Source organism: Parvibaculum sedimenti (genome assembly GCF_009184905.1).
Classification (GTDB): Bacteria; Pseudomonadota; Alphaproteobacteria; order Parvibaculales; family Parvibaculaceae; genus Parvibaculum; species Parvibaculum sedimenti.
The window spans coordinates 130,160-154,164 of sequence record NZ_WESC01000009.1 but is presented as its reverse complement, the minus strand read 5'-3'; the positions used below and the strand labels follow the sequence as shown (position 1 = coordinate 154,164).

General features: G+C 61.7%; 24 protein-coding genes, 1 tRNA gene and 1 pseudogene. 9 read left to right on the top strand and 17 right to left on the bottom strand.

The window, feature by feature from the left end:
- Nucleotides 1–11 precede the first annotated feature (11 nt).
- The 3 genes from F2P47_RS11625 to F2P47_RS11615 all read left to right on the top strand — a co-directional run bounded on the left by F2P47_RS11625 (nucleotide 12) and on the right by F2P47_RS11615 (nucleotide 2,057).
- Nucleotides 12–212, top strand: coding sequence for a YgaP family membrane protein (locus F2P47_RS11625; protein ID WP_152216524.1), 201 nt, complete (start codon nucleotides 12–14; stop codon nucleotides 210–212).
- An 83-nt stretch (nucleotides 213–295) separates the two neighbouring features.
- Nucleotides 296–1,588 (top strand): NAD(P)/FAD-dependent oxidoreductase, encoded by a 1,293-nt coding sequence (locus F2P47_RS11620; RefSeq protein WP_152216523.1) that lies wholly within the window; start codon nucleotides 296–298, stop codon nucleotides 1,586–1,588.
- A 55-nt stretch (nucleotides 1,589–1,643) separates the two neighbouring features.
- Nucleotides 1,644–2,057, top strand: a complete 414-nt coding sequence (locus F2P47_RS11615; RefSeq protein WP_204886651.1) for an OsmC family protein — start codon at nucleotides 1,644–1,646, stop codon at nucleotides 2,055–2,057.
- 37 nt (nucleotides 2,058–2,094) lie between these two features.
- Here the strand turns inward: F2P47_RS11615 and F2P47_RS11610 are convergent, their stop codons facing one another.
- From F2P47_RS11610 to F2P47_RS11570, 9 genes are all read right to left on the bottom strand, one after another.
- The gene (locus tag F2P47_RS11610; protein WP_152216521.1) at nucleotides 2,095–2,829 is read right to left on the bottom strand and encodes a YoaK family protein; all 735 of its coding nucleotides are present in this window, start codon (nucleotides 2,827–2,829) and stop codon (nucleotides 2,095–2,097) included.
- Nucleotides 2,830–3,483: 654 nt separating this feature from the next.
- The gene (locus F2P47_RS11605; protein WP_152216520.1) at nucleotides 3,484–4,293 is read right to left on the bottom strand and encodes an MBL fold metallo-hydrolase; all 810 of its coding nucleotides are present in this window, start codon (nucleotides 4,291–4,293) and stop codon (nucleotides 3,484–3,486) included.
- Nucleotides 4,290–5,090: a TatD family hydrolase gene (locus F2P47_RS11600; RefSeq protein WP_152216519.1), complete on the bottom strand. Its 801-nt coding sequence runs from the start codon at nucleotides 5,088–5,090 to the stop codon at nucleotides 4,290–4,292. The genes F2P47_RS11605 and F2P47_RS11600 overlap by 4 nt, the downstream gene beginning before the upstream one ends.
- Before the next feature lie 2 nt (nucleotides 5,091–5,092).
- Nucleotides 5,093–6,667, bottom strand: a complete 1,575-nt coding sequence (gene metG / locus F2P47_RS11595; protein WP_152216518.1) for a methionine--tRNA ligase — start codon at nucleotides 6,665–6,667, stop codon at nucleotides 5,093–5,095.
- A 45-nt stretch (nucleotides 6,668–6,712) separates the two neighbouring features.
- Nucleotides 6,713–7,825, bottom strand: a complete 1,113-nt coding sequence (locus F2P47_RS11590) for a DNA polymerase III subunit delta' (RefSeq protein ID WP_152216517.1) — start codon at nucleotides 7,823–7,825, stop codon at nucleotides 6,713–6,715.
- A gap of 58 nt (nucleotides 7,826–7,883) precedes the next feature.
- Complete coding sequence (locus F2P47_RS11585) at nucleotides 7,884–8,924, bottom strand: M23 family metallopeptidase (RefSeq protein ID WP_152216516.1); 1,041 nt, start codon at nucleotides 8,922–8,924, stop codon at nucleotides 7,884–7,886.
- A gap of 117 nt (nucleotides 8,925–9,041) precedes the next feature.
- On the bottom strand, nucleotides 9,042–9,683 hold the full coding sequence (tmk, locus tag F2P47_RS11580) for a dTMP kinase (RefSeq protein WP_152216566.1): 642 nt from the start codon (nucleotides 9,681–9,683) through the stop codon (nucleotides 9,042–9,044).
- A 5-nt stretch (nucleotides 9,684–9,688) separates the two neighbouring features.
- On the bottom strand, nucleotides 9,689–10,849 hold the full coding sequence (locus F2P47_RS11575; protein WP_246176858.1) for a D-alanyl-D-alanine carboxypeptidase family protein: 1,161 nt from the start codon (nucleotides 10,847–10,849) through the stop codon (nucleotides 9,689–9,691).
- 48 nt (nucleotides 10,850–10,897) lie between these two features.
- Entirely contained in the window at nucleotides 10,898–11,989 is a 1,092-nt protein-coding gene (locus tag F2P47_RS11570; protein WP_152216515.1) for a septal ring lytic transglycosylase RlpA family protein, read from the bottom strand.
- Nucleotides 11,990–12,213: 224 nt separating this feature from the next.
- On the opposite strand from F2P47_RS11570, the gene F2P47_RS11565 reads away from it, so the two are divergent.
- A complete protein-coding gene (locus tag F2P47_RS11565; protein WP_152216514.1) occupies nucleotides 12,214–13,563 on the top strand; it encodes an MmgE/PrpD family protein in 1,350 nt (449 codons plus the stop codon).
- 3 nt (nucleotides 13,564–13,566) lie between these two features.
- Here the strand turns inward: F2P47_RS11565 and F2P47_RS11560 are convergent, their stop codons facing one another.
- Nucleotides 13,567–13,929, bottom strand: a complete 363-nt coding sequence (locus tag F2P47_RS11560) for a hypothetical protein (RefSeq protein WP_152216513.1) — start codon at nucleotides 13,927–13,929, stop codon at nucleotides 13,567–13,569.
- Between the two features lie 201 nt (nucleotides 13,930–14,130).
- On the opposite strand from F2P47_RS11560, the gene F2P47_RS11555 reads away from it, so the two are divergent.
- The 3 genes and pseudogenes from F2P47_RS11555 (at nucleotide 14,131) to F2P47_RS11540 (ending at nucleotide 16,589) form a co-directional block, all read left to right on the top strand.
- Nucleotides 14,131–15,555, top strand: coding sequence for an MFS transporter (locus F2P47_RS11555; protein ID WP_152216512.1), 1,425 nt, complete (start codon nucleotides 14,131–14,133; stop codon nucleotides 15,553–15,555).
- Nucleotides 15,556–15,639: 84 nt separating this feature from the next.
- Nucleotides 15,640–16,437: pseudogene (locus tag F2P47_RS11545) on the top strand (glycosyltransferase family 25 protein).
- 64 nt (nucleotides 16,438–16,501) lie between these two features.
- A tRNA-Ser gene (locus F2P47_RS11540) sits at nucleotides 16,502–16,589 on the top strand.
- Between the two features lie 120 nt (nucleotides 16,590–16,709).
- Here F2P47_RS11540 and F2P47_RS11535 read toward each other — a convergent pair.
- The 6 genes from F2P47_RS11535 to F2P47_RS11510 form a co-directional block, all read right to left on the bottom strand.
- Nucleotides 16,710–18,041, bottom strand: a complete 1,332-nt coding sequence (locus tag F2P47_RS11535) for a hypothetical protein (protein ID WP_204886648.1) — start codon at nucleotides 18,039–18,041, stop codon at nucleotides 16,710–16,712.
- Nucleotides 18,042–18,494: 453 nt separating this feature from the next.
- A complete protein-coding gene (locus tag F2P47_RS11530; protein WP_152216509.1) occupies nucleotides 18,495–19,421 on the bottom strand; it encodes an SRPBCC family protein in 927 nt (308 codons plus the stop codon).
- Entirely contained in the window at nucleotides 19,418–19,762 is a 345-nt protein-coding gene (locus F2P47_RS11525; RefSeq protein WP_152216508.1) for an ArsR/SmtB family transcription factor, read from the bottom strand. The genes F2P47_RS11530 and F2P47_RS11525 overlap by 4 nt, the downstream gene beginning before the upstream one ends.
- Nucleotides 19,763–19,830: 68 nt before the next feature.
- Nucleotides 19,831–20,247, bottom strand: a complete 417-nt coding sequence (locus tag F2P47_RS11520; RefSeq protein WP_185681080.1) for a PaaI family thioesterase — start codon at nucleotides 20,245–20,247, stop codon at nucleotides 19,831–19,833.
- Between the two features lie 39 nt (nucleotides 20,248–20,286).
- Entirely contained in the window at nucleotides 20,287–20,673 is a 387-nt protein-coding gene (locus F2P47_RS11515) for a hypothetical protein (RefSeq protein ID WP_152216506.1), read from the bottom strand.
- 117 nt (nucleotides 20,674–20,790) lie between these two features.
- Nucleotides 20,791–21,408: a glutathione S-transferase family protein gene (locus F2P47_RS11510; RefSeq protein ID WP_152216505.1), complete on the bottom strand. Its 618-nt coding sequence runs from the start codon at nucleotides 21,406–21,408 to the stop codon at nucleotides 20,791–20,793.
- A gap of 161 nt (nucleotides 21,409–21,569) precedes the next feature.
- On the opposite strand from F2P47_RS11510, the gene F2P47_RS11505 reads away from it, so the two are divergent.
- Both F2P47_RS11505 and F2P47_RS11500 read left to right on the top strand, forming a co-directional pair.
- Nucleotides 21,570–22,151 carry a gamma carbonic anhydrase family protein gene (locus F2P47_RS11505; RefSeq protein ID WP_152216504.1) on the top strand — a complete coding sequence of 194 codons (582 nt, stop codon included), beginning with the start codon at nucleotides 21,570–21,572 and terminating at the stop codon, nucleotides 22,149–22,151.
- A 101-nt stretch (nucleotides 22,152–22,252) separates the two neighbouring features.
- Nucleotides 22,253–23,503, top strand: coding sequence for an MFS transporter (locus F2P47_RS11500; protein WP_152216503.1), 1,251 nt, complete (start codon nucleotides 22,253–22,255; stop codon nucleotides 23,501–23,503).
- Between the two features lie 14 nt (nucleotides 23,504–23,517).
- On the opposite strand, the gene F2P47_RS11495 is transcribed toward F2P47_RS11500, so the two are convergent.
- Complete coding sequence (locus tag F2P47_RS11495; RefSeq protein ID WP_152216502.1) at nucleotides 23,518–23,988, bottom strand: allene oxide cyclase family protein; 471 nt, start codon at nucleotides 23,986–23,988, stop codon at nucleotides 23,518–23,520.
- Between the last annotated feature and the right edge of the window lie 17 nt (nucleotides 23,989–24,005).

The window sequence follows — 24,005 nt, the reverse complement described above, 5'->3', positions numbered from 1 at the left end:
GGGAGATAGCCATGTCAATCGATCGTGCCGTAATAGCCTTTGCGGGATTCATGATTCTCGCCAGCCTCGTATTGAGTCAGATTCACAGCCCTTACTGGCTCTGGTTCACCGCCTTTGTCGGTGCCAATCTGTTGCAGTCTTCGTTCACGGGCTTTTGCCCCGCTGCGATGATTTTCCGCAAGCTGGGCCTCAAGTCCGGAAACGCTTTCTGACGTCCAGGCGCCCTTCAGGCGAGGAACGGATTGCGCTGCGAGGTCTATGGCAACGGCGGTAGCCCGCCTTGGGAGGAGTAGGTATGGGAAAGAAAGTTGTCGTGCTGGGTGCTGGTTTGGGCGGCACCACCGTGGCATACGAATTGAAGGCGACACTTGGCGCCGGAGCCGAGATCACCGTCGTTTCCAATACGGAGTGGTTCCACTTCGTGCCGTCAAATCCGTGGGTCGCGCTTAAATGGCGTGAGCCCAAGGACATCAAGATTCATCTTCCTGACGTTCTGTCCAAGCTTGGCATCGGCTTTTCGGCTGCGGGCGCCGCGCGCGTCCTGCCGTCGGAGAATGCGCTCCTGCTCGGCGATGGAACGCGGATGGAATATGACTACCTCGTCGTTGCGACGGGACCGGCGCTCGCCTTCGATGAAATCGAGGGATTTGGCCCGGAGCACAACAGCGGCTCCATCTGCCATGTCGACCACGCAACGGCTCTGGCGGAAAAGTGGGAGCGGTTCTGCGCCGATCCCGGCCCGATGGTCGTAGGCGCGGTGCAGGGGGCTTCCTGCTTCGGTCCGGCCTATGAATTCGCGTTCCTCGCCAATGCCGATCTCCGCAAGCGGAAGATCAGGAACCGTGTGCCGATCACCTTCATCACCTCCGAGCCCTATATCGGTCATCTGGGCCTTGGCGGCGTCGGCGACACCAAGAGCCTGATGGAATCGGCCTTGCGTGACCGCGACATCAAGTGGATCACCAACGCCAAGGTCGATCGCGTTGGCCCCGACAAGGTCTATGTCAGCGAGATGACGGAGGAGGGGACGCTCAAGAAGGTTCACGAGATTCCGTCGCGCCTTAACATGATGATTCCCGCGTTCAAGGGCGTTTCGTGTTTCTTCGGCGAAGACGGGAAGCCGATTGAAGGGCTGGTCAATCCGCGCGGCTTCGTGCTGATCGACAAGCAGCAGCGCAATCCGAAATATTCCAACGTCTATGCGGTTGGCGTTTGCGTGGCGATTCCGCCATTCGAGCAGACGCCCGTGCCGGTCGGTGTGCCCAAGACTGGCTATATGATCGAGTCCATGGCCACCGCAGTCGCTCATAACATTCGCGACGTCATGGCGGGCAAGGAGCCGCAGGAAGAGGCGACATGGAACGCGGTCTGCCTCGCCGATTTCGGTGACGACGGCGTGGCATTTGTCGCCGTGCCCCAGATTCCGCCCCGCAACGTGAACTGGTCGGGGCAGGGCTACTGGGTCCATCTCGCGAAGGTAGCCTTTGAGAAATATTTCATGCACAAGGTTCGTAGCGGGATGAGCGAGCCCGGCTATGAGCGTATCGTGATGAACCTTCTCGGGATCAACAAGCTGCGCTCGAAGTGAGGTCGCGCCAGGCTTCAGGCGCGAGATCAACGAAACGCTTGTAGAGATGGTGGCGATGAGAGAGCGCAGCGTAACGGTTTCCGAGAGTGGTAACGGTCCCTATGGCGAGTTCATCACAGCCGGGCATCATGTTCTTGGCGCCGATGAGCGAGAGACGGTCGGCGGGCAGGACACCGGCCCGGACCCTTACGAGATACTCCTTTCGGCCTTGGGCGCCTGCACGGCCATGACGCTGCGCATGTATGCAGCACGGCATCAATGGCCGGTGGAGCATATCGAAGTCCGCCTCCGTTACGTCAGGCGCGCGGTCGGCGCGGATGGACCGCACGACCGGTTCGAGCGCGTCATCGAGATCAAGGGCGAATTCAGCGACGAGCAGCGCGCGCGTCTGCTGGAAATCGCCGACCGATGCCCGGTGAGTCAGACGCTCCAACGGTCCTCCGAGATCGCTACGTCCCTGGCGGAATAAGGTCAGGACGACGAGGTGCGGCAACGCTCGGGAAGCATCAGATATTCGCGGCGGTGGATGGCATGTCGCGCGCGCTGAGAATCCCTTCAATGGCGATAGCGAAGAGAAACAGCGCGGTTCCGAAAAGGAGCAGGGCGCCGACGGCGTGGTAGACTGCGACGCCAATGACGCCGCCGACCAGAAACGACAACACGGTCTGCAGATGCAGGCGCAGTTTGGATTTATAGGGCGAGGGGTCGACACTGGGTTCGCGTCTCAGCGCAATGTCGAGCAACATTGCCAGCTCGATGCCAATGTCGGTTGTCATGCCGGAGACATGCGTCGTCCGAACGCGTGTATCCGAGATGCGGGTGACGAGCGCGTTCTGCAGGCCCATCAGGAAGCTGAGCCCCAGGATCAATGCAGGGCCTCGCTGGGCGGCGGGGAGCCAGAGGTCTGCACAGCCAAGCAATGTCAAAAGAACAGCCTCAGCGAGGATGCTGAAGGCGTAGATGCTGTGCATTCTGCGCCGGCGGCCGGCATTGATGAGCAAGGTCGAGACGAGCGCACCGAAAACAAAGATCAGAATGATCGCGAGAAAGAAGGTGCCGGTCGTAAAGCTGCCGAGCGCGATGTGGTCGGAGAGCGCTGAGACATTTCCCGTCATGTTGGCGGAGAAGAATCCCACGGCATGAAACGCGGCCGCGTTGAGGGCGCCAGCGACGCCTGCGAGGAGGCAACCAAGACGGAGGTCGACATGATCGTCGCGATCCGGACCTTGTCGTATAAGCATGATCAGAAACCCTTACGCCACCCGATTACAGCACTCACAGGGGCGCCAGCCGAGGTCGTCGCCCGCATTCCAGAGCCGCGGTGCGAACACAAGCATCCGGCTGGTCAAGGCCGCCTTTTACATGGCCACCGATGGTCATCGCAAGGTGGGCATACGACTTTGTTTGAACCGGAAGAGGCAAGCTGGGTCGGAGGCCGGAATACCCGGATTTTCCACCACAAGACGATTGGTGCATTTATCCGATAATATATATTATGGAGATTATGTTGTGTTTCACGGGTGTATAGTGAAACACGCATGACGCGTCCAGATCGGACGGACCCCTGTGGCGCCGCCCCGCTGGGTTCATGACCAATTCCCTTTCACGATCTAACAGCGGATCGGGATGATTGGTGGCCATAAGGAAAATCGGCGGTGCCGGCGCTCGCTCGGTCTTATCACCCAGACCAACATGCGAACCCGCCGCCCTCATCGACGCGAACGGCACACCGTTGATCCAGATCAAGAACATCCGTGTAGAGATTGTCGCAAGCGGTAGGTAAACGTCGCAATACGCCCCGCTTCCGGTAAGCGGTGTGTGCGGGCGTTGATCCGATGAGCGCGAGATGTTGTGTCAAATAATGGGACTTTGATATTATGCGCTTTGTGCGATCTTCAGAACTCGAATTCCAGCGTCATGCCGTCATAAGCCGGTACGACGCCTTCCGGCAGCTCTGACGCGAGCTTGCGGTAGTCCAGATCGACATGGAGATTGGTGAGCACGCCGCGCGGTGCGTTGGCGCGCGCGATCCACTGCAGCGCCAGGTCAACATGCGCATGCGTCGGATGCGGCGTGTAACGCAGCGCGTCGACGATCCAGCATTCGATGCCGTCAACCAGATCGAAGCTCTCATCCGGCATGCCGACCACGTCGCTCGAATATGCCAGCGGTCCGAAGCGGAATCCGAGCGACCGGATGGCGCCGTGGTCCTGGTCGAATGGAATGGCCTCGATGGTCCCGCCGGCGCCTTCGACGCGGATCGGCCTTCCCATTTCCTCGATCAGATGCGCATTGAGGATTGCCGGATAGCCCGAGCCGTCTTCCTCCAGGAAGCAATAGCGGAAGCGCGTCGTCAGCGTCGAGGTCGTCGGTCCGTCCATCCAGACATTCACGCGGGCATGGCCGTTATGCGCGATCATGCGCAGATCGTCGATCCCGTGGCACTGGTCGGCATGGTCATGGGTGAAAAGTACCCCGTCGATCCAGCTCACATTCGCATCGAGCAACTGTTCGCGCATGTCGGGCGATGTATCGACGAGCACAGTCGTTTTTTCGTGCGGATTGTCGTCCCATTGCTCGATCAGCAACGAGCAGCGGCGGCGGCGATTTCGCGGCTCCGCGGGATCGCAAGCGCCCCAATATCCGCCGATGCGTGGAACGCCGCCGGACGAGCCGGAGCCGAGAATGGTCGCGCGTATTTTCATTTGGCGAACACAGCCTCGCGCGGAACGCGGGAAAAGAGCCGCAGGAAATTCTCGCTCGTCGTATCGGCAAGCGTATCGGCCGAGACGCCCTTCAGTTCCGCGACTTTCGCCGCCGTATGCACGACGAAAGACGGCTCGTTGCGTTTGCCGCGCTTCGGGATCGGCGCGAGATAAGGTGAATCCGTCTCGACCAGCAGCCGCTCCAGCGGTACATGGCGCACCGTTTCCTGCAATTCGGCGGCACTCTTGAATGTCACGATGCCGGACATCGAGATGTAGAAGCCGAGCGCCAGCGCCTCTTCCGCGAGCTTGCGGCTCGACGTGAAGCAATGCAGAAGGCCCGGAAACGCACCCTTCCCCATTTCCTCCGTCAACAGATCGGCGGTGTCGGCGTCCGCATCGCGCGTATGCACGACGAGCGGTAATTGCGTTTCACGCGCCGCGCCGATGTGAGCGCGGAATGCGCGTTTCTGCGCGTCACGCGGCGCATGCTCATAAAAATAATCGAGACCGGTTTCGCCAATGCCGACGACCTTGGGATGCCGCGCAAGCTCGACCAGCCGCGCCGTATCCGTATCGGGTTCGCTCGCCGCTTCATGCGGATGAATGCCGACCGTGCAATAGACGTTCGGGAAGCGCTCGGCGATGGCGACAATGCGGTCGAACTGCGAGATCTTTGTCGAAATCGTCACCATGAGGCCGACGCCTGCGTCGTGCGCGCGCGACACGACCTCATCCACTTCCGACGCGAAGTCCGGAAAGTCGAGATGGCAATGACTGTCGACCAGAACCGCCATGCTCAGTCTTCCGCCGGCTCGTCGACGAGGCGCGGGAAAACGCCTTCGGGCGCAGGCAATTCAACGCCGGCCTTCAGCGGATGCGCCTCAATGGCCTCGAACGTGCGGTTCTCCTCCGGCACACCAAGCATATCGAGCAGCCGCGCCATCGAAGCCGGCATGACCGGCTGCAACAGGATCGCGGCGTGGCGTACCGTTTCGATCGTCACGTAAAGCACCGTCGCCATGCGTGCCGGATCGGTCTTCTTCAGCGCCCATGGTTCCTGGCTTGCGAAGTAACGGTTAGCCGCGCTCACTACCTCGAACACGGATGCGAGATAATGATGAATTTCGAAGCGCTCCATCTGGTCGCGCACCGTCGGAAGAAGGTTCGCCGCCGCGCGGAGAAGTTCCTTGTCCTCGTCGCTCAATTCGCTGCGCGCCGGAACTTTCGCTTCGCAATTTTTCGCGATCATCGAGAGCGAGCGCTGCGCGAGATTGCCGATATCGTTCGCGAGATCGGCATTGACGCGGTTCACCACCGTTTCGTGGCTGTAGCTGCCGTCCTGTCCATAAGGCACTTCGCGGCAGAAGAAATAGCGAATCTGGTCGACGCCATAAGTCTCGACCAGTGTCTGGGGGTCGATCACATTGCCGACCGACTTCGACATTTTCTCGCCGCGGTTATAGAGAAAGCCGTGGCCGAAAACGCGCTTCGGAAGCTCGACGCCTGCTGCCATCAGCATGGCAGGCCAGATCACCGCGTGGAAGCGAACGATATCCTTGCCGATGATATGCGCGTCGGCCGGCCAGTATTTTCTGAAGGCCTTGCTTTCGACATCGGGATAGCCGACGCCGGTGATGTAGTTGGTCAGCGCGTCGAACCAGACATACATGACGTGGCTCGGATCGCCCGGCACGTCGATGCCCCAGTCGAGTTTCGTCCGTGCACGGGAGATCGAGAGATCCTTCAGGCCGCGCTTGACGAAGGCGAGGACCTCGTTGCGGCGCGACACCGGCTGGATGAAATCCGGGTGCTTTTCGTAGTGCTCGAGAAGCCTGTCCTGATAGGCGGAGAGGCGGAAGAAATAGGTCTCTTCCTCCATCCACTCGACGGGCGTGCCGGTTGGCGCGAAGAGCTTGCCCTCTTCGTTTTTCGTCAGCTCGTCTTCGCCGTAAAACGCTTCGTCGCGCACCGAGTACCAGCCCGAATAGGCGTCGCGGAAAATGTCCGGCCCCATCGGGCCCTTATTCGCCGCGATGGTCTTCCACAGGTGCTGGCAGGACCGCACATGACGGTCCTCGATCGTGCGAATGAAGTCGTCATTCGAGGCGTTGAGGAATGCCGCCATGGCCTTGAATTTCGGCGCCATCTCGTCGGCGAGTTCCTGGGCGGTGATGCCGCGTGCCCTCGCCGTCTGCACCATCTTCTGGCCGTGGTCGTCCACACCCGTCTGGAAGCGCACGTCGAAGCCGTCGAGCCGCTTGAAGCGCGCGATGACATCGGTCGAGATCATCTCATAGGCATGGCCGATATGCGGCGCGCCGTTGGGATAGGAAATCGCAGTCGTTATGTAAAAGGCTTTTCGAGCCGTCATCTTGGGCGAACCTGTCGAGAATGGCGCCTTGAGGGGCGCGGAGCATCACGCTCCAATGCGCTCGCCGGCGACGCTTTCCAGCATCGAAAAAGCGTTCAGGATCACGAGCTTGCGATCCGTATTGAGCGCTTCCGCCCGGGCGACCGATTGGTTGATCTTTTCCCATACCTCGACCCAGCGATCAAGGCCGGTGCCGCCAGCGAGCCGCGCCATGGCTGCCCCCTCGCCCGCCACGATGTCGCCCGTAGCGTCTGCTCCGGCGCCCGTCCGCACCAGTCTTTGCAGCCAGTCGGACAGGAGGTCGGTGAAGGTTTCATAGGCTTCGTCCGCGCCTCGGCGGCCCACCTTGTCGGCAAGGGCATGGATGCCTTTGACGTTGAGGCGGGGCAGCGGCATGAGCAGCGCCACGAGCTCGCGGTAGAGATCGAGCCCGCCGCCGGCCGCAATGGTGAGCGCGCGCCCGGCGCTGCCTTCGGCCAGGCGGCCTATGGCGACGCGCTCTTCCGCATTGGCCCTGGTCTCGTTCGCGGCCAGCACGTCGGCAATATGCGGCGCGTCGAGCGGCTTCAGCGTCAGCACGCGGCAGCGCGAGCGGATCGTCGGCAACAGGCGCCCTGGCTGATGGCTGACGAGGATGAAGAGGCCCCGCGCCGGCGGCTCTTCAAGGATTTTCAGCAACGCATTTTCCGCGTTGACGTTCATGTCGTCGGCAGCATCGACTATGGCGACGCGCCAGCCGCCCGCGCCCGCGCTCATGCCGAAGAAGTTCGACGTGCGCCGCACTTCCTCCACCGGGATGACCGTTTTCAGACGCTTGGCCTTGTCGTCATAGGGGCGGCGGATGACGAGAAGATTGGGATGGCTCTGCGCCGCGATCTGGCGGAACACAGCGTCGTCTCCGGGAACGGAGAGATCATGCGCCCGCGCGGCCCTGGCCACCTCGGGCTCGCCGTAGCGCAGCAGGAAGCGCGCAATGCGATAGGCGAGCGTTGCCTTGCCGATGCCCTTGGGGCCCGTCAGCAGCCAGGCGTGGTGCATGCGCCCGCCCATGAAGGCGTCGAAGACGGCGCGTTCGGCTTCGTCCTGGCCGATCAGCGTCGAGACCTCGCGCGGATGCGGAAAGTCGCCAAGCCGGTCGCTTTCGGGAATATCGCTCATGCACCTGTCGTATCACAGGGCGGGTGGCCGCCTCAACGAGGCTGGCTTCAAGCTCGCATCAGCGGCGAACATTCTCGCTGAGCTGCGTGGCATAGGGCTCAAGTTCGACCTGCTTGCTGCCATCCAGATTTGTCTGCACCACAATGTTCTGCAGCGGGTTTACCCGCTTGTTGTCCACAATCACCTCGTAATAGAGATGGTTGCCGGTGGCGAGGCCTGAAGCGCCGATATAGGCAATCACCTGCCCCTTGCGGACATGGGCGCCGGGCTTCAATCCGGCAGCGAATCTTGAAAGATGGGCATAGGCGGTTGCGAGGTGCTCATTATGGGTGAGCTTGATGTAGCGGCCGTAATTGCCGCGCCAGCCGATGGTCTGCACCTCGCCGTCGTCGGTCGCATAGACCGGTGTGCCCTTGGGGGCGGCGTAGTCGACACCCTTGTGGAACTTGCGCACGCCAAGCACCGGATGAATGCGCCAGCCCCAGGGTGACGTCATGCGGCCCGTGCGCACGGGCGAACCGAGGGTCAGCGCCGCCGCGGCGACCGGCCAGCTTTCCGTCGACACGGCCACGGCCTTCTCGATCGCCGGGTTCTCCGCAGCAGGCGCCTTGCCCTGCATGCTGAAGGCGCCGTCAGCGCCGGAAACGATGGCGACTTCCTGCGCCTTGCCCGCGTGGAGGCGCAGAGCGACGAGATTGCGCTTCGAGGGTTCGCTGCCGCGCATCGCCACATCGACCTTGTCGCCGGCCTTGAGCTTCGAGACATCGAAATGGGCGCCCAGCGCCTTGAGTGCAGCATCGCGCTGCGCCTTGTCGACGCCTTCGCGGGTCAGAACCTTGGCGAGCGTGTCGCCCTTCATGAATTTGACGGTGCGGCTCGCCACCATGTCGTGGCGCATCGCGGCGCCCTTCAGGATGGCGGCGTCGATAGCGGCGTCAATGTCGCCGCGCATGCCGGCCGGCAGATCGGAGGAAGGAATGCTCAGTGTGCCGAGCGTATTGGCCTGAGCCGGAAGCGAATTGAAGAGGAGGAAGGAGGAAGCGAGCGAGGCGCTGATGAACGGCAACAGATTTTGTTTGTTTCTCTGTCGCTGTTTCATGCGTCGGCTTCCCTTGTTTACTGCCCCCCGCCGCGAGCCGGAGCGCTACCAGAGAAGCTTCTATAGTCGAACCTTCGGTGATGGGTCAAACAGGAATTTACCATACGGATCAATGAACTATGTGGCCAATCGCGATGTCACACTGTGCCAAATTTGCCGCGCCACATCTTCCTCGCTTTGTGACGCATCGATGACGACACATCGCTCCGGCTGCGCTTTCGCGATGGCAAGAAAGGCATCACGCAGCGTTTGATGGAACACTTGTTCCATTCGCTCATAGCGATCCTCGCCAGAGTTATCCACACCTGCGCGGCTATGTGCACGCGCGAGGCCCGTCTCCACCGGCAGGTCGAGGATGATTGTCAGCGCGGGCATATCCGCGCCAATGACGAGCGCGGACAAGGCTTTCACCGTCTCCTCGCCCACGCCCTGAGCCCCGCCCTGATAGGCGAAGGTGGAGTCCACGAAACGATCCGAGACAACCCAGGCCCCACGCGCCAGCGCCGGGCGGATCGTATGCGCGAGATGGTCTTCGCGCGCCGCGAAGTGCAACAGCGTCTCCGCAAGCGGTGTCCAGCGGCCCGTATCGCCGGTGACGAGCAGGTGCCGGATGGCCTCTGCCCCCGGCGCGCCACCCGGCTCGCGCGTCAGCACGACCTCATGGCCAAGAGCCTCCAGCCGCGTTCGGAGGGCGCGCGCCTGCGTCGACTTGCCGGCGCCCTCGCCCCCTTCCAGTGTGATGAAGCGCGGCTGGGTCACTGCTCTCAAGCGCCGAAGATCATGTGCTTGAGCGCATTCATCGCGCGGCCGAATATGCCCAGCCTGTCGACATTGGCGCCAGCGAGCAGAGGAATTTCCTGCACGGGCTTGTCGGGCACTTCGATGCGAAGGGTGCCAAGCTGCTGGCCTGCGGCGATGGGGGCCTTCACGGGCGAGGAATAGTTCACCGACACCTTCATGCCCTTGCGCTGATCGGGCGTCATGATGAGCGAAACATCGTTGCCCGCCACGAGCGGCACTTGCGAATAGGTGCCCTGCCAGACCGGCGCGTTTTCCACCGCCGCGCCCTTGGCGAAGATCTGGTACTTCTTGAACGAGCGGAAGCCCCAGTCGAGCACGCGCACGCTTTCCTCGGCCCGGGCCTTGTTCGTCGGCATACCGTTGAGGACGAGGATGAGGCGTTCATCACCGCGCTTGGCAGAAACCACAAGGCCAAAGCCCGATGCTTCGGTGTGGCCGGTCTTCAAGCCGTCGACAGTCGGATCGAGATACAGCGCCGGATTGCGGTTCTCCTGGTGGATGCCGTTCCAGGTGAACTCCTTCTCGCTGAAGTAATGATAATATTCCGGGAAGTCATAGATGATGTGACGAGCGAGCCGCGCGAGATCGTGCGCCGTCATCATCTGGTTCGGATCTGGCCAGCCGGTGGAGTTCGCGAAGGTTGAATCCGTCAGGCCAAGTTCCTTCGCGCGCTCCGTCATCGCGGCGGCGAATTCCGGTTCCGAGCCCTTCAATGCCTCCGCGACCGTGATGCAGCCGTCATTGGCAGACTGAACGATGATACCCTGGATCAGCACCTCGACCGGAATGCGCGAGCCGACCTGCGCAAACATGGTCGACGAACCCGACGTCGTGCCGCCTGCGCGCCAGGCGTGCTCGCTGACGGGGAATTCGTCGGTGAGCTTCACCGTGCCTGACTTCAATGCGTCGAAGAGCATCGACAGCGTCATGAGCTTGCTCATGCTCGCCGGATGCATGCGGACGTCGCCATCCTTTTCCCACAGCACCGCGCCCGTCGCCGCGTCCATCAGCACCGCATATTGCGCCGTCGTGTCGAAGGCGAGCGCGGGCCGCGCGGCAAGGATCGCCACAAGGGCGATGGCGGCAAGCGCCATGCGGTGGAGGATCGGCTTCATTCGCTTCATATCGGATATTCCCTTTCGGTGGCATTGGCGAGGTCGGACATTATCGTCTCAGTCGACGATGATGCGCGCCCCTGCGTGGCCCTTCTGAATGACGTTCTGCAGCGATGCGTCGGCGGCGGACACATTGGGCAGCGGCCCGACGCGCACACGATAATATTGCGCCCCTTCGACCTGCACCGGCTTCACCTGCACGTTGTTGAAGCCTTGCGCCAGCAACTGCTGATGCACGGACTCGGCATTGGCGAAGCTGCGGAAAGAACCAGCCTGCACGAAGATGTTCGTGCCAGCGGTCACGGGCAGATGCTCAACGGCGGCGGGCGTCGGCGGCAGCACATTGGCGCTGGCGACTTGCGTATCGTCGGAAACGGGTTGCATCCCCGCGGCCGGTCTCGGCGCGGAAAGCGTCGAGGATGAGACGGAAGCGGGCTTTGAGGAAACTGGCGTCGCGGGAGCGACGTTCACCCCACTGACCGGCGCGAGCTCGACTGCGGTGACCGAGGATTTCGGCACAACCGCAACCTGCTTCTCGCTCTCGTCCATAGCGGGCTTCGGCGCGATGAAGGTTTCCTGCCCGGTGGCGGAAGCGACCTGAGTCTTCATCGTGCCGGGAATGCCCGGCAGCGGAGCGCGGCCGACATACTGTACACGGACCTTTGCCGTACCCTTGCGGTCGTAGCCCAAAAGCTCGGCGGCCTTGCGGGAGAGGTCGATCTCGCGGCCATTGACGAAGGGGCCGCGATCATTGACCCGGACGACCACCGAGCGGCCATTCTCGAGATTGGTGACGCGAACAAGCACCGGCATGGGCAGGGTCGGATGCGCGGCGGTCAGCGCTTCCTGATCGAAGACCTCGCCATTCGCAGTCAGCTTGCCGTGAAACTGCGGGCCGTACCATGAGCCAATGCCCGTGGAGTCATAATTCTCGTCTTCATGCGGGTAGTACCAGACGCCGGCGACCTGATAGGGCTTGCCGATCTTGTAGCTGCCGCCCTCGCCCGTCGGAACGTGGTCCGTGCTGCTGCTTGTGCCGCAGGCGGCAAGCATCAGCGCCATCGCCGTTATCGCCGCCCAGCCGAATGGAAACGCCCGTGACCTGATCGGCGCGGGCCAGACCATAGCAGACGACATCGAACGGCTCATTCGGATACCCCTGGTTCCGCGCGGAACTGCGCCTCCGGACAACCCTGCCTGCCATCCGGACCGGCGACTCACGCGCGCGAACATCAAGATGCTTATAATCAGCCGCAGGTGGAGCGGCAAGAAGCGCCGTTCGTTCCTTTCATCCCCTCGCATGCCTTTCCTTTCTGCCTGAGCCGCGTTAACGATTGACGACAATAGCCGCCTGTCGCGGACCGGGGACAAGTATGACGACGAATACTGCCGAGCGACCCGCCGAGGTTCTGGAAAATAGCGCGAACCAGTCGCTTACCCAGGGGCTCGTCCGCCTGATCCGCTCGAAGGCTGTTGGCCCCGGCGATCTCGACGCGGCGGCGCTTTTCACGCTGGATGCGGTCGCGAACATCCTCGCGGGCCGCAACTCCGTCCCCGGTCGCGCGCTGCTCGCCTGGTCGGCGGAGAAGATGCGCAGCAATGCCGAGCCCGATCCAGAACACCTCGCCTTTCTGATGGGCGGCCTTTGCCACATTCTGGAAACAGACGACCTTCACCGCGGCTCCGTGGTGCATCCGGGCTGCGTGGTGGTTCCCGCTGCATGGGCGCTTGCGCAGCATCGTCGGGCGAGTGGACGCGTGCTGCTCGAATCCATCCTGCATGGCTTCGAGGCGACGACCCGCGTCGGCATGGCCGTGGGGCCTGCTCATTACCGCATCTGGCACAACACGGCGACCTGCGGCCCCTATGGCTCGGCCATGGCGGCCGCCGCCCTCCTCGGTCTTTCGGATGCGCAGGCGGTCGATGCTCTGGGCAATGCCGGCAGCCAGTCGGCGGGGCTCTGGCAGTTCCTCGAAACGGGTGCAATGACGAAGCATCTTCATGCGGGCCATGCGGCAGAGGCGGGTCTCAAGGCAGCCGAGCTGGCTGTCTTCGGCTTCACCGGCCCACCGCATATTCTCGAAGGCGAAAAGGGCTTCTTCCGCGCCGCCTGCCCGGATGCCGATCCCTCTGCCGTGCTGCGCGCGCCCGATGCGCCGTGGCAGCTTCGGCTCACCTCGATCAAGCCCTGGCCGTCCTGCCGCCACACGCATCCGGCCATTGATGCCGCCGAGGAACTGCGCGTAAAGATCGCGGGGCGCAAAATCGAAGCAGTCGAGGTCGACGCCTATCAGGCCGCGCTCGATGTCTGCAATCGCCCGGTGGTCAACAGCGACTACGAGGCGAAGTTCTCGCTCCAGCATGCGGTCGCGGCGGCGCTGACGCGCCATCCCGTCGATTTCGAAGCCTTCGGTCCCGCCGCCCGCAGCGAATGCGCGGCGCTGGCGCTGAAGGTTTCTGTCGCCGCCCGCGAGCCCTATCTCTCGGCCTATCCCACCTCCTGGGGTTCTGCCGTGCGCGTTCGCCTTGCCGATGGAACGAAGCTCGAAATTGCCCGAACCAACGCCAAGGGCGATCCTGAAGCGCCGCTCTCGCATGCGGACATGGTGGCGAAGGCCCGCATGCTGCTCGCGCATGGCGGCGTTGCCGACGCAGACCGCATCATTGACGGGGTTCTTGGCCTTGCCTCAGGCGGAAGCCTCCCTGACCTCGGCGTGATCTGAAGATCAGCTCATTGCCTTTTGCAGCAGTGGGTCGATCAGCGGCTTGTGGTCGAGATAGGCCTGCCCGCCAACGCCGATGAGGAAGGGCAGCCAGATCCAGGCCGTCCGCCAGACCAGGCTGCGCTTTGCCGTGGGCTTCTCGCTCACGGGCTCCGCCACCTTCGCTTCGACGGGAGCTGCCTCGACCACGGGCGCGGCGACGGCGGGTGCCTCAATGGGTTCAGGCGTCGCCGGGGCGACGGCCTCAGCCGCCAGAAGCTCCCGCGAGATTCTCCGCTCCTGAAGGAACAGATGGATCATGTAGAGAAGGAGTACCCCGAGGATTCCCAAAGGAATCCAGGTCGATGTGAGATCCACTGCCGACACGCTTAATCCCCCCAATATCGCGCGTGGCTTTCCGGTTCCTCCCGGGCCACTTTGTTTTGTGCCATTCTGGCTCAGAGGACCCCTGGTGCAAAAGGGTTTCTAAAGGCCACAACAAAACTATGGTTTATGGGCAGGACGAATGACTTGCTCCTCGCGACCAGACGGAGCTAGAAAGCGCCCGTGTCCCGAACGTCTTCATCCATGTCAGAAGCGCCGAACCCGAGACGGTTTCTCGTCCCGTTGATCGTTGCTTGCGCGCTGTTCATGGAAAATCTGGACTCGACGGTCATCGCGACCTCGCTTCCGGCCATCGCGCGTTCCTTCGGCGAAGATCCGCTGCGCCTCAACCTCGCGATCACCTCCTATCTGCTCAGCCTCGGCATCTTCATTCCGCTATCGGGCTGGATGGCGGACCGCTTCGGCGCGCGAACCATTTTCTGTTCGGCGATCGCTGTTTTCACGCTGGGCTCGGTCGGCTGCTCGGCCGTCAACGGCCTGCCGGAAATGGTTGCCGCGCGCATCCTTCAGGGCATAGGCGGCGCGATGATGGTGCCGGTCGGGCGCCTCGTCATTCTGCGCACCGTGCCCAAGGCCGATCTCGTCAACGCCATGGCCTGGCTCACCGTGCCCGCCCTGCTCGGCCCCGTGCTTGGGCCTCCGGTCGGCGGCTTCATCTCGACCTTCGGAAGCTGGCGCTGGATTTTTCTCATCAACATTCCCATCGGCATTCTCGGAATTGCGCTGGCCATCACCTTCATCGAGAACACGAAGGAAACGCGCACGGAGCGCTTCGACGCATATGGTTTCGTGATCGTCAGCCTCGGCGTTGCGGCCACCATGTTCGGCTTCGAGAATGTCGGACGCGGCATCCTGCCGACGCCCGTCATCGTTTCCCTTCTCGCAGTGGGCATCGCCCTCCTCGCGCTCTACTATCGCCACACGCGGGTGAGCGCGGCACCGATCATCGACCTGTCATTGCTTCGTGTGCAGACATTCGGCGCGAGCATATTGGGAGGGTTTCTTTTCCGCATGGGTATCGGCGCGCTGCCCTTCCTGACGCCCATGATGTTGCAGCTGGGATTTGGCCTCACGCCCTTCGCGTCGGGCATGATCACCTTCGCGGGCGCCGCAGGAGCGATGACCATGAAGTTCACGGCCGGGCCGATCATCCGCCATTTCGGCTACCGGCCCGTCCTTCTTGCCAACACCTTCATATGTGCCTTCTTCATGGCGCTTTACGGGTTTTTCACGGCGGAGACGCCGCATCTTCTCATCATCGCGATCCTGCTGACCGGCGGCTTCTTCCGCTCGCTCCAGTTCACCAGCCTCAACACGATTGCCTTTGCCGATATCCCCGTGCCGTTGATGAGCCGCGCCACGACGCTCTCCGCCGTCGGGCAACAGCTCTCCCTGAGCTTCGGCGTCGGCATCGGCGCGCTTTTGCTTCACATGACGCTTGTGATGAGCGGCAATGCGCATTTGACTGCCGGCGATTTCAGCCCGGCCTTTTTCGTCATCGCGGCGATCAGCCTCGGTTCGCTGATTTTCTTCTGGCCCTTGCCACGCGATGCAGGCGACGCGGTTAGCGGTCGCCCGGCTGTGGAGCCTGCGCGGGCGCAGGAATGAGGCCAGCGCCGCTGTTTTAAACGTCTTGTTTCGTCCGTACGGGACACGCATCATGCGCGCCCGTGGAATCTCAAGGCGCTCCGAATGCTGGTTCTCGTCGTCAACCTCGATCGGCACAAGCTCAGACTTGAGCGGATGAACGCCCAGCTTGCTGCTTGCGGCCTGTCGTTCGAGCGCATGCGGGCGGTCGATGGCGACAACCTGAGCGACGCAGACGCGGCTGCCATTCTTTCGCCGGCGCCGCTCATCAACCTGTCCCGGCCCGAGATAGCCTGTCTTCTCAGCCATCGCGCCGCCTGACAGCGCTTCCTCGCGAGCGATGAAGAGCTTTGTTGCGTGCTGGAAGACGATGTGCGGCTGGCGGAGGATTTCGGCTCCGCCTTGAAGGCCGCGAAGGACTGGGCCTTGCTTCCCTTTGACGTCATCAAGATCGAGACGATGGGCCAGCGAGTCTGGGTCAGCCGGAAAAAGAGGCCCGCCTTTCCGGGCCATGCGCTGTCGCGCCTGCGGTCCTGCCATCAGGGCACGGCAGGCTACATTGTCAGCCGGGAGGGCACCCGGCGGCTCCTCGATCTGACGACGCGCATGGACCGGGCGATTGACGATTTGATGTTCGATGCCGCACTCGGCTCAGGCAGCCTCGACGTTCTCCAGCTCGAACCCGCCCTCTGCATTCAGGAGATGTGGCTGGGCGAGCTGGACGAGACCAGCGAATTCGCAAGCTCGATTGAGCCCCTTCGCCTGTCCCTGCGCGAGCTCCGGCGCAAGCGCAAAGGGCTTGCGAAGCTCACCCGGGAAACCGCGCGGCCCTTCGAGCGCCTTTACCTCCGGCTTAGGCGAGCCAGTCTCGAACATGTGAAAATCGCCTTCGGCAAGGCGTAATCTTGCACCCCGCGAGCGTTTCCCTGTTGAGTCAGCCGTCCGAAGCCGGTAATGGCTTCCTCATGGAAGGGTGGCCGAGTGGTTTAAGGCACCGGTCTTGAAAACCGGCGATGGGCAACCATCCGTGGGTTCGAATCCCACCCCTTCCGCCAGCCCCGCCCATTCCCTTGGGCTTCACGTCTTCGACCGCTCCCGACCAGATGAAGCCATTTGGGCTGGGAGCAACTTACCTCGAAACCCGTCCTACTTTCTGGGTCTCCGGCGGGGGCGCTTCAAGCGAAGAAGGCGTTTAGCAGCGCAAAATCGAGCTGCGCAACCTTGTCGACAGGCGTCAGATATTTCTGCATCTCGGTGAACAAGGCCGGGATATTCTTAAGCTGCTGGTCCGTATAGATCAGCGCATAGACGCCGTGCTTGTCGAAGAACGAGCGGTGCTTTTTCATCTCCTGCTCAAAATTGTCCTTCGCCATCTCGTTGATCTTGGCCTGTGTAAGACCCTTCAGCCCAGCGAGGTAGCCATGCGTCGACCAAGGTGAGAGCTCGAAGCCAACCCTCTCCATCGTGAAGGGGTTGATGATGGTAAAGTCGAGCCGAAAGTCGTGCTTCGCCGCTTTACCGCCATAGCGGAACTCCGGGATCAGAAGTGGCACATGCTCAGGCTCGGGCGAGGCCCGGACGAAGTCGACGTAGAGATTCGCGACCTCCCTTTCGTAAGGGGAACCCGAAGCGCGAACCAGCGTGTTCTTAAAGAACACAAGGTAGGCCTCGATGTCATTGAACATGATGGGGTCGGGGTCGCCATTAACGACCAACCCTGTTTCGATCACATGACCTATGGTCCAGTAACGCTTGGGGAAATGTCGGATCTCACTGCGGTCATTGACCCATTCGCCCTTGCGCCAGACGGGCGTGATGAACAGGCCGTAGTCTGCCTTGTTTTGGCCGATCCAGATCACCGATTCATAGAGTTGGGGGCGCTTGCGCGAATATTCATCGAAATGCTTTAGGTACGAACGCTTGAGGAACAGCATGAAATATTTCTGGGCGACCTTGGATTTTTTTAGCCGCCCGTAATTTTCGCGATGCGTGGTGGCGTCCCGCTGCGCCATCGCCGCCTTAAAGCCTTTCATGTAGAGCGAAACATAGGCTTCGGCAGATAGAATCTGCTCGTGATGAAGGTCCATGAACTCGGCGGCCTTGCCGCCGATGACCGCATTGAGAGAGGCTTCGCTCGGCCACCCGGTTTCCTCCAAAACCAGGGGCTGCATGGCGCGCAGTTCTTCCGTCATCTCCTTGATGATGCGGTTACGCTCAGTCTTGCTCGGATCGCGCTGTTTCGGAGTCTTCGTGGGCGCAGCCGTGGCCTTCGCGCCGGCAGCAGCCTTGGGGGCTGCAACAGGCTTTCCCGCGGTGGCGGACTTGGGCGTACCCGCCTTCGCCGATGCTGATGCGGCGGGCTTGGGCGTTGCAGACTTGACCAGTTTCGAGGATTTGGTCGGCTTCGACTTGATTGCGAGCTTCTTGCTTGGGATATCTTTCGGCACGTTAACATCTTCTCTTGGGGGAGTGTCAGTTTTGCAACCTATGATACGTGTGCTGCGCATCGCAAGCCAACGATGATGGTTACAGCTATTCGACGCCGCGGAGCCGACGCCGCCGCTTTGGTATCCCGTGCGATGCAAATTCGATCAGCCGGCATGATCGGCTCCATATGCGGCATAGCGGCTAAGCAGGCCGTCGACGTCCGCACGTGACCGATGGCTGCGCAAAAGTGGACTGGCGGAAAAGTCCCACGTTTGGTCGATCCAACGGCCTTGAGCGAGCTTGAAGTCGCGTCTGGTTTCAGGGTTGTCGTATTCCGCCTCACACCGGAACAATTGGACGCAAAGCGGAAAATACCCCGCCAATCATCCGACATGGCCACCCTTAGCTACGCAACCGCTGCCAAAAGCCCCTAATTATTGCCTAATTGCGGAATATCTGCATAATTATTAAAGGATTATGATGATTTTATATTGCGCATCTTCGTCGGGCGCTGCTCGCCTATTTGCTTTGGCTCATCGTTTTAGCGAAGCGGCTAGCCGATCCAGAAGCCCGGCGGTGCCCTCTTCGCGCGACCCCGCGTCGTCGTAGCCGTCGAGGAAGGCACCCTGCTCCGTGATCTTCAGCGTGGTGCGGCCATCGTTGACGCGCTTGAACTGGATCGTTGCGAGTGACACTGAAATCTTCTTGTCGTCGAGATGCATCTCATAGGTATAGACGATCCGTTCCATCGGAATGATGTCGTGGTAGATCGCGTCGAAGGTCGAGACCACGCCGCCTTGCCAGCGGCCACTCGCCCGCTCGGTGCCACCGACGCGAAAGTCCATGTGCCGTTCAAGAGATTCCCACTGGCCAGCCTCGCCGCCGAACCACCGGGACTTGCCGGCCTCGGTCGAGAATGCCTCGAAGACGCGATGAATCGGCGCATCATAGGTACGTTCGAGATGAAACATGGAATGCACGACGGAGCGCGGCGCTTCGGCTTTTCCGTCCATTCGCGCGATCTCGGCTTCGAGCCGTTCCAGCGTCTGGTTCCAGCCGACGGGGGCGCCCTCAATCATCGGCGCGGCGTTCGGATCAAGCACTGTGTAGCTCTGCACGACTTCCATGTGCGTGCCGCCGACGGCGTCGGCGAAAGTCACTTCCGTTCGTGCACGGAATAAGCGATGGCCGCTCAGGTCTTCGGCGTAAAGATCCAGCACGAGCCGGTCGACCGGAGAGACTTCCGTAAAGGTTCCGCGCGTCCAGTAATCCGTTCCGTCCGGCCCGCGCATGCAGACCTCAAAAGGGCCGCCGACATGCATCTGCACTTTTGCATGCGGTATGGTGAAGCCGGACGGTGCGAACCAGCGCTTCACATGATCGGTGGAACTCCATGCCTTGAATACCGTTTCGCGCAAGGTGGGAAAGGTGCGGGCAATCCGAACTGGCGACGTGCTCATTTTTTCTCTCCTTCGGTCTTCAATGTTTCGAGATACTGGCCCAGCCGGTCGAGGCGGTGTTCCCACTCGATCCGCCGTTGATTGATCCACTGCTCTGCGGCGCTGAGCGCCTCCGGATTGATCTGACAGGTGCGAACGCGACCGACCTTCCGCGACTGGACGAGGCCTGAGCTTTCCAGCACAGCGAGGTGCTGCATCACCGCCGGCAGCGACATGTCGAGCGGCCGCGCGAGGTCGCTGACCGAGACCGGGCCGCGCGCCAGACGCTCCACCATCGCCCGGCGGGTCGGGTCAGCGAGTGCCTGAAAGGCCTTGTCGAGTTGGGTCAATTGGTTAAGCATGTGCTTTAGTATCGCGGCGACGATAGTTAAGCAAGTTCTTTATTATTAAAAATGGAAGCGTTGAGGAGTCAGGCGCCGATCTTGAAGGTCGCGCTGGCGCGGGCGACGATCTCGCCCTGCTCGTTGCGCAATTCGGCCTCAGCGAAGGCGATCGACTTGCCGCGATGGCGCACCCAGCCCTCTCCGGTCAGGGTGCCCTTGTCGGCCCGGCCGATGAAGCTGGTTTTGAGTTCCAGCGTGACCTGCGGCGTACCCGGCTCGCGATGGGTGAGCCGTACCGCGTGACCGCAAAGCCCGTCGAGCATGGCGGCGAGGAAACCGCCATAGATGCGCCCGCCGCGATTGACGAAATTGTCGCCAGCGTAATAGGAGGCGCGGACATAGCCCCGCGCCGGATCGAGCTCCAGAACCTTCTTGCCGAGCGTGACGGCGGCCGGAGACTCCCAGTCGGGATCAAGCGCATTGTCGGGCGAGATGTCGGTCACGTCGTCGATCCTCCAGGCCGGTCGCGGGTTTATCCGGCCTTATTTGAACGGCGGGACGAAGGTCTTTTTAAACGCTTCTCTGCAGGCCGCAAATTCTTCCGACATGAAATCGGCGCCCTTGCCTTTGCAGGCGCGGCTCGCGCGGAAGTCCGCAACGCGCGAATTGGTGCATTGTTTCAGGTCCGGATCGGCGAGCAGGATGCAGACCATCGGGATGTAGCGTTCTTCGCAAGGCAGCTCGCGAATATATTTCTGTTGCTGCGGCGTGCGCTTGTCCCACCAGGTCTGGGTGAAGCCCGGCGCCATGGGGCGCTCCGTGCTCTCCAGGCAGTCCGGTGCCTTGTCGGCATGGGCTTCTTGCGGCAGCGCGGTCCATGCGACCAGCGCCAGCGCGACGGTGAAAAAACCTTGTACGAAAAACCTCAAGTCGCCACCCTCCCCGATAGTAACGGAACTTTACGACCCTAGCCGTTTCGCCTCGGAAGACAAAGCAAAACCGGCCCCGCGATGGGGGCCGGTCCGTCGCCACCGAATGCGGATCGTTCAGGCGGAAGCCGCCGCGCTCGGGCGGGCCTTCATGCGCTCGAACCAGGCGAGCACATTCTTGTTCGCGGGATCGAGCGGCTGACCGACCACGATGCCGAAGTCGAGGAAGCCGAAAAGCAGAATGTCGGCGAGCGTCAGTCGCTTGCCGGCAATGAACTCGCGGCCCTCAAGCTGCCCGTCGAGCCAGGCAAGCCCGTCCTGCGCGATGGCCTTGAGGCCCGCCGCCGCTTCAGGCAGGCAGCGCATGCGCTCCTTGAAGAGGCCGAGCCCCTCGGCATAGCGGAAGCCCATGGTCAGCGGCTCGCAGATCTTGAGATCGACGCGGCGCGTCCACATCCGCGTCTCGGCGCGTTCCTCGGGCGTCGAGCCGATCAGCGGATTGGCCGGGAACTTCTCGTCGAGATATTCGCAGATGGCCGTGATTTCGGCGAGGACGAGCCCATTGTCGAGTTCGAGTGCCGGAAGCTGGCCGGAGGGATTCTTCGACAGATAGGGTTCGCGGCGATTGTCGCCCTTCATGAGGTCGATGGCCTCAAGGGGAAGCTCGATGCCCTTTTCCTTCATGAACATGCGCACGACGCGCGGGTTCGGGCCGACGGAATTGTACAGTTTCATTAAGTCCTCCCTGTCTGATGTCGGTCTTGATGCCGATAGGTGAATCCTTAGCTGATCGTCCCTGCACATGCCAGCGTCGTGCTTCGCCGGATCAGGCCCTTGCGCGGTGGCTGCCGGTCCCCAGACTATCCGGGCGCAAGCGATTCAGAACGAGAGGTCAAATGAACGATCCACAGAAGCGATTTGGACCCGGCGTGGTCCTCGACAATCCGGCCTTCATCCACGACACCGCCCTCGTCTATGGCCATGTGCATATCGGCGAAGGCGCGTCGCTCTGGCCCTATGTCGTCATCCGCAGCGAAATGCATGAGGTGCGCATCGGCAGGCGTACCAACATTCAGGATTTCGTGATGATCCATGTCGGCAATACGACGCCGACGATCATTGGCGCCAATTGCTCGATCACCCATCACTGCACGATCCACGGCGCGGAGATTGGCGACAATTGCCTGATCGGCATCAACGCCACGCTGATGGATGGGGCGAAGATCGGCGCGAACTCCATAGTGGCCGGCCATTCCATCGTGACCGAGGGAACCGTGATCCCCGAGAACTCCATCGCCGCCGGCTCGCCCGCCAGGGTCATCAAGACCCGGGACAACCGGGTGGCGAATATCATGAACGCGGCCTTCTACTTCGAGAACGCGAAGGCCTATGCGCGGGGCGACCACCGGATCACCGACCGGGACGAGTTTCGCCAGGTCATGGCGGCCGAACTTCAGGCACTGGCAAGCGGAAATTAGGGCGTACGACGATTTCGCTTGTCCGCTGCCGGGGAATGATTAATTAAGCGCCTGTGAGCGGCCCTTGATGGGCCGCTTCGCGTTCCGCTGGAGTGCCGAAGATGAGTACGCCGCCCGACCGCCCGAAAGGCGGTCTTTTCTATGGCTGGTATGTCGTCGCCACCGTCTTTGTCGTGCAGACGGTTGCCTGCGGCCTGGGCTTCTACAACCTTTCGGTATTCCTGAAAGCCTTCGTCAGCGATGGCGGGCTTTCGGTCACGGCGGTTTCCTCGGCCAACGCCGCCTTTTTCCTCGCCAATGGCATAACGGGCCTTGCCGTGGGCTGGGCGCTCGACCGCTACGATCCGCGCATCCTGATCACCATCGGCGCCGTTGCCTCGGCCGCTGCGCTCGCCTGCGCGGGCCATGTCAAAGGCCTGACCGAACTCTATTTCTTCTACATCCTCTTCGGCGCGGGTTATGCGGCGACGGCCGTCATTCCGGGCACGGCCATCGTTGCGCGCTGGTTCAATCGCGAGCGCTCAAAGGCGATCGCCTATGCCTCGACGGGGCTTTCGCTCGGCGGCATTGTCTTCACGCCCATTTCGGTGGCGCTCATCCAGGGCCTTGGCCTCGAACATGCGGCCTACTGGCTCGCCTTCTTTTTCATCATCGGCATTGTGCCGGTGACATGGCTCTTCCTTCGGGCGCGGCCGTCCGACATGGGCCTCGCGCCAGACGGCGACCCGGTGGTCGAGAAAAGCGAGCATGGCGGCACTATGACCGATGGCGTCGGCTTCGCACATGCGGTCCGCAGCCGCTTCTTCATTCTTTTCACGCTGTCCTATGTCTTTTCAATGATGGCGCAGGTCGGCGCACTGGCGCACCAGTTCCGCCTTGTCGCGACGCGGACGGACAATGATCATGTCGCGGCGCTCGCTGTTTCGCTCATGGCGGCCGGCAGCATCGGCGGACGTCTCATTGGTGGCTGGATGCTTCCGCGCATGTCATCGAAGCATTATCTCATCGGCGTCATGGTGCTTCAGACGCTGGCTTATGCGGTGTTCTCGATCTCCTACGCATCGGTGCCGCTGATTGCCGTTTCGATCATCTTCGGCATGACCGTTGGAAACCTGCAGATGATGCTGCCCCTGATGATGGCGGAAGCCTTCGGTCTCCGGGCCTATGCGCGCATTCTCTCTCTCGCCCAGATGATCGTCACCTGCGCGAATGCTTTCGGGCCCATGCTCGTCGGTCTGCTGTATGAACGCGGCGGCTACAGCGTTTCCTTCTCGGTTCTTGTCGGTGTCTCGCTGATCGGCCTTGCCGCCATGATCTCAGCCGGTCCGGTCCGCGCGGAACTCGCCCGCTAGCCGCCGCGGTCAAGTCATTCGTTCAAGTTATAGGTGAAATCGTATTCGCTTCCTTGCGCGTTGCGAGCATGCAGCAGCATGTCGCCACGAGCATGTGCGTATTCGCCGGAGCCGCCAGTGATCGCGAGCATGGAGTCACCTGCATCGAGGAACGGTCCTTCGACAGTGATCTGCCCTTTTGCGAGCGACAGGGTCCAGATGCACTCCCATGCCTTGCCCGCAACCGTTCGTACGCAGTAGCCGTTATCCGTGCCGACTTTTTCCTTGTTCGACTTGTCGAAGACCTCATTGGCGAAGGTGAGAACGTCGCCATTGCTGTCGCCCTTCGCGCCGAGATCGAGCGTGGCGTCGGTCGTTGCATGCTCGACAACGACCAGCTGTGTCTTGTCACTCTCCTCGGCATGGCTGGGGGCGATAGAGAGAAACGCTGCAACGAACGCAACCGACACTGGAACGAGAAGGCCAGACTTTGCGATAGCAGGCATGATCGTCTCCGGGGTTG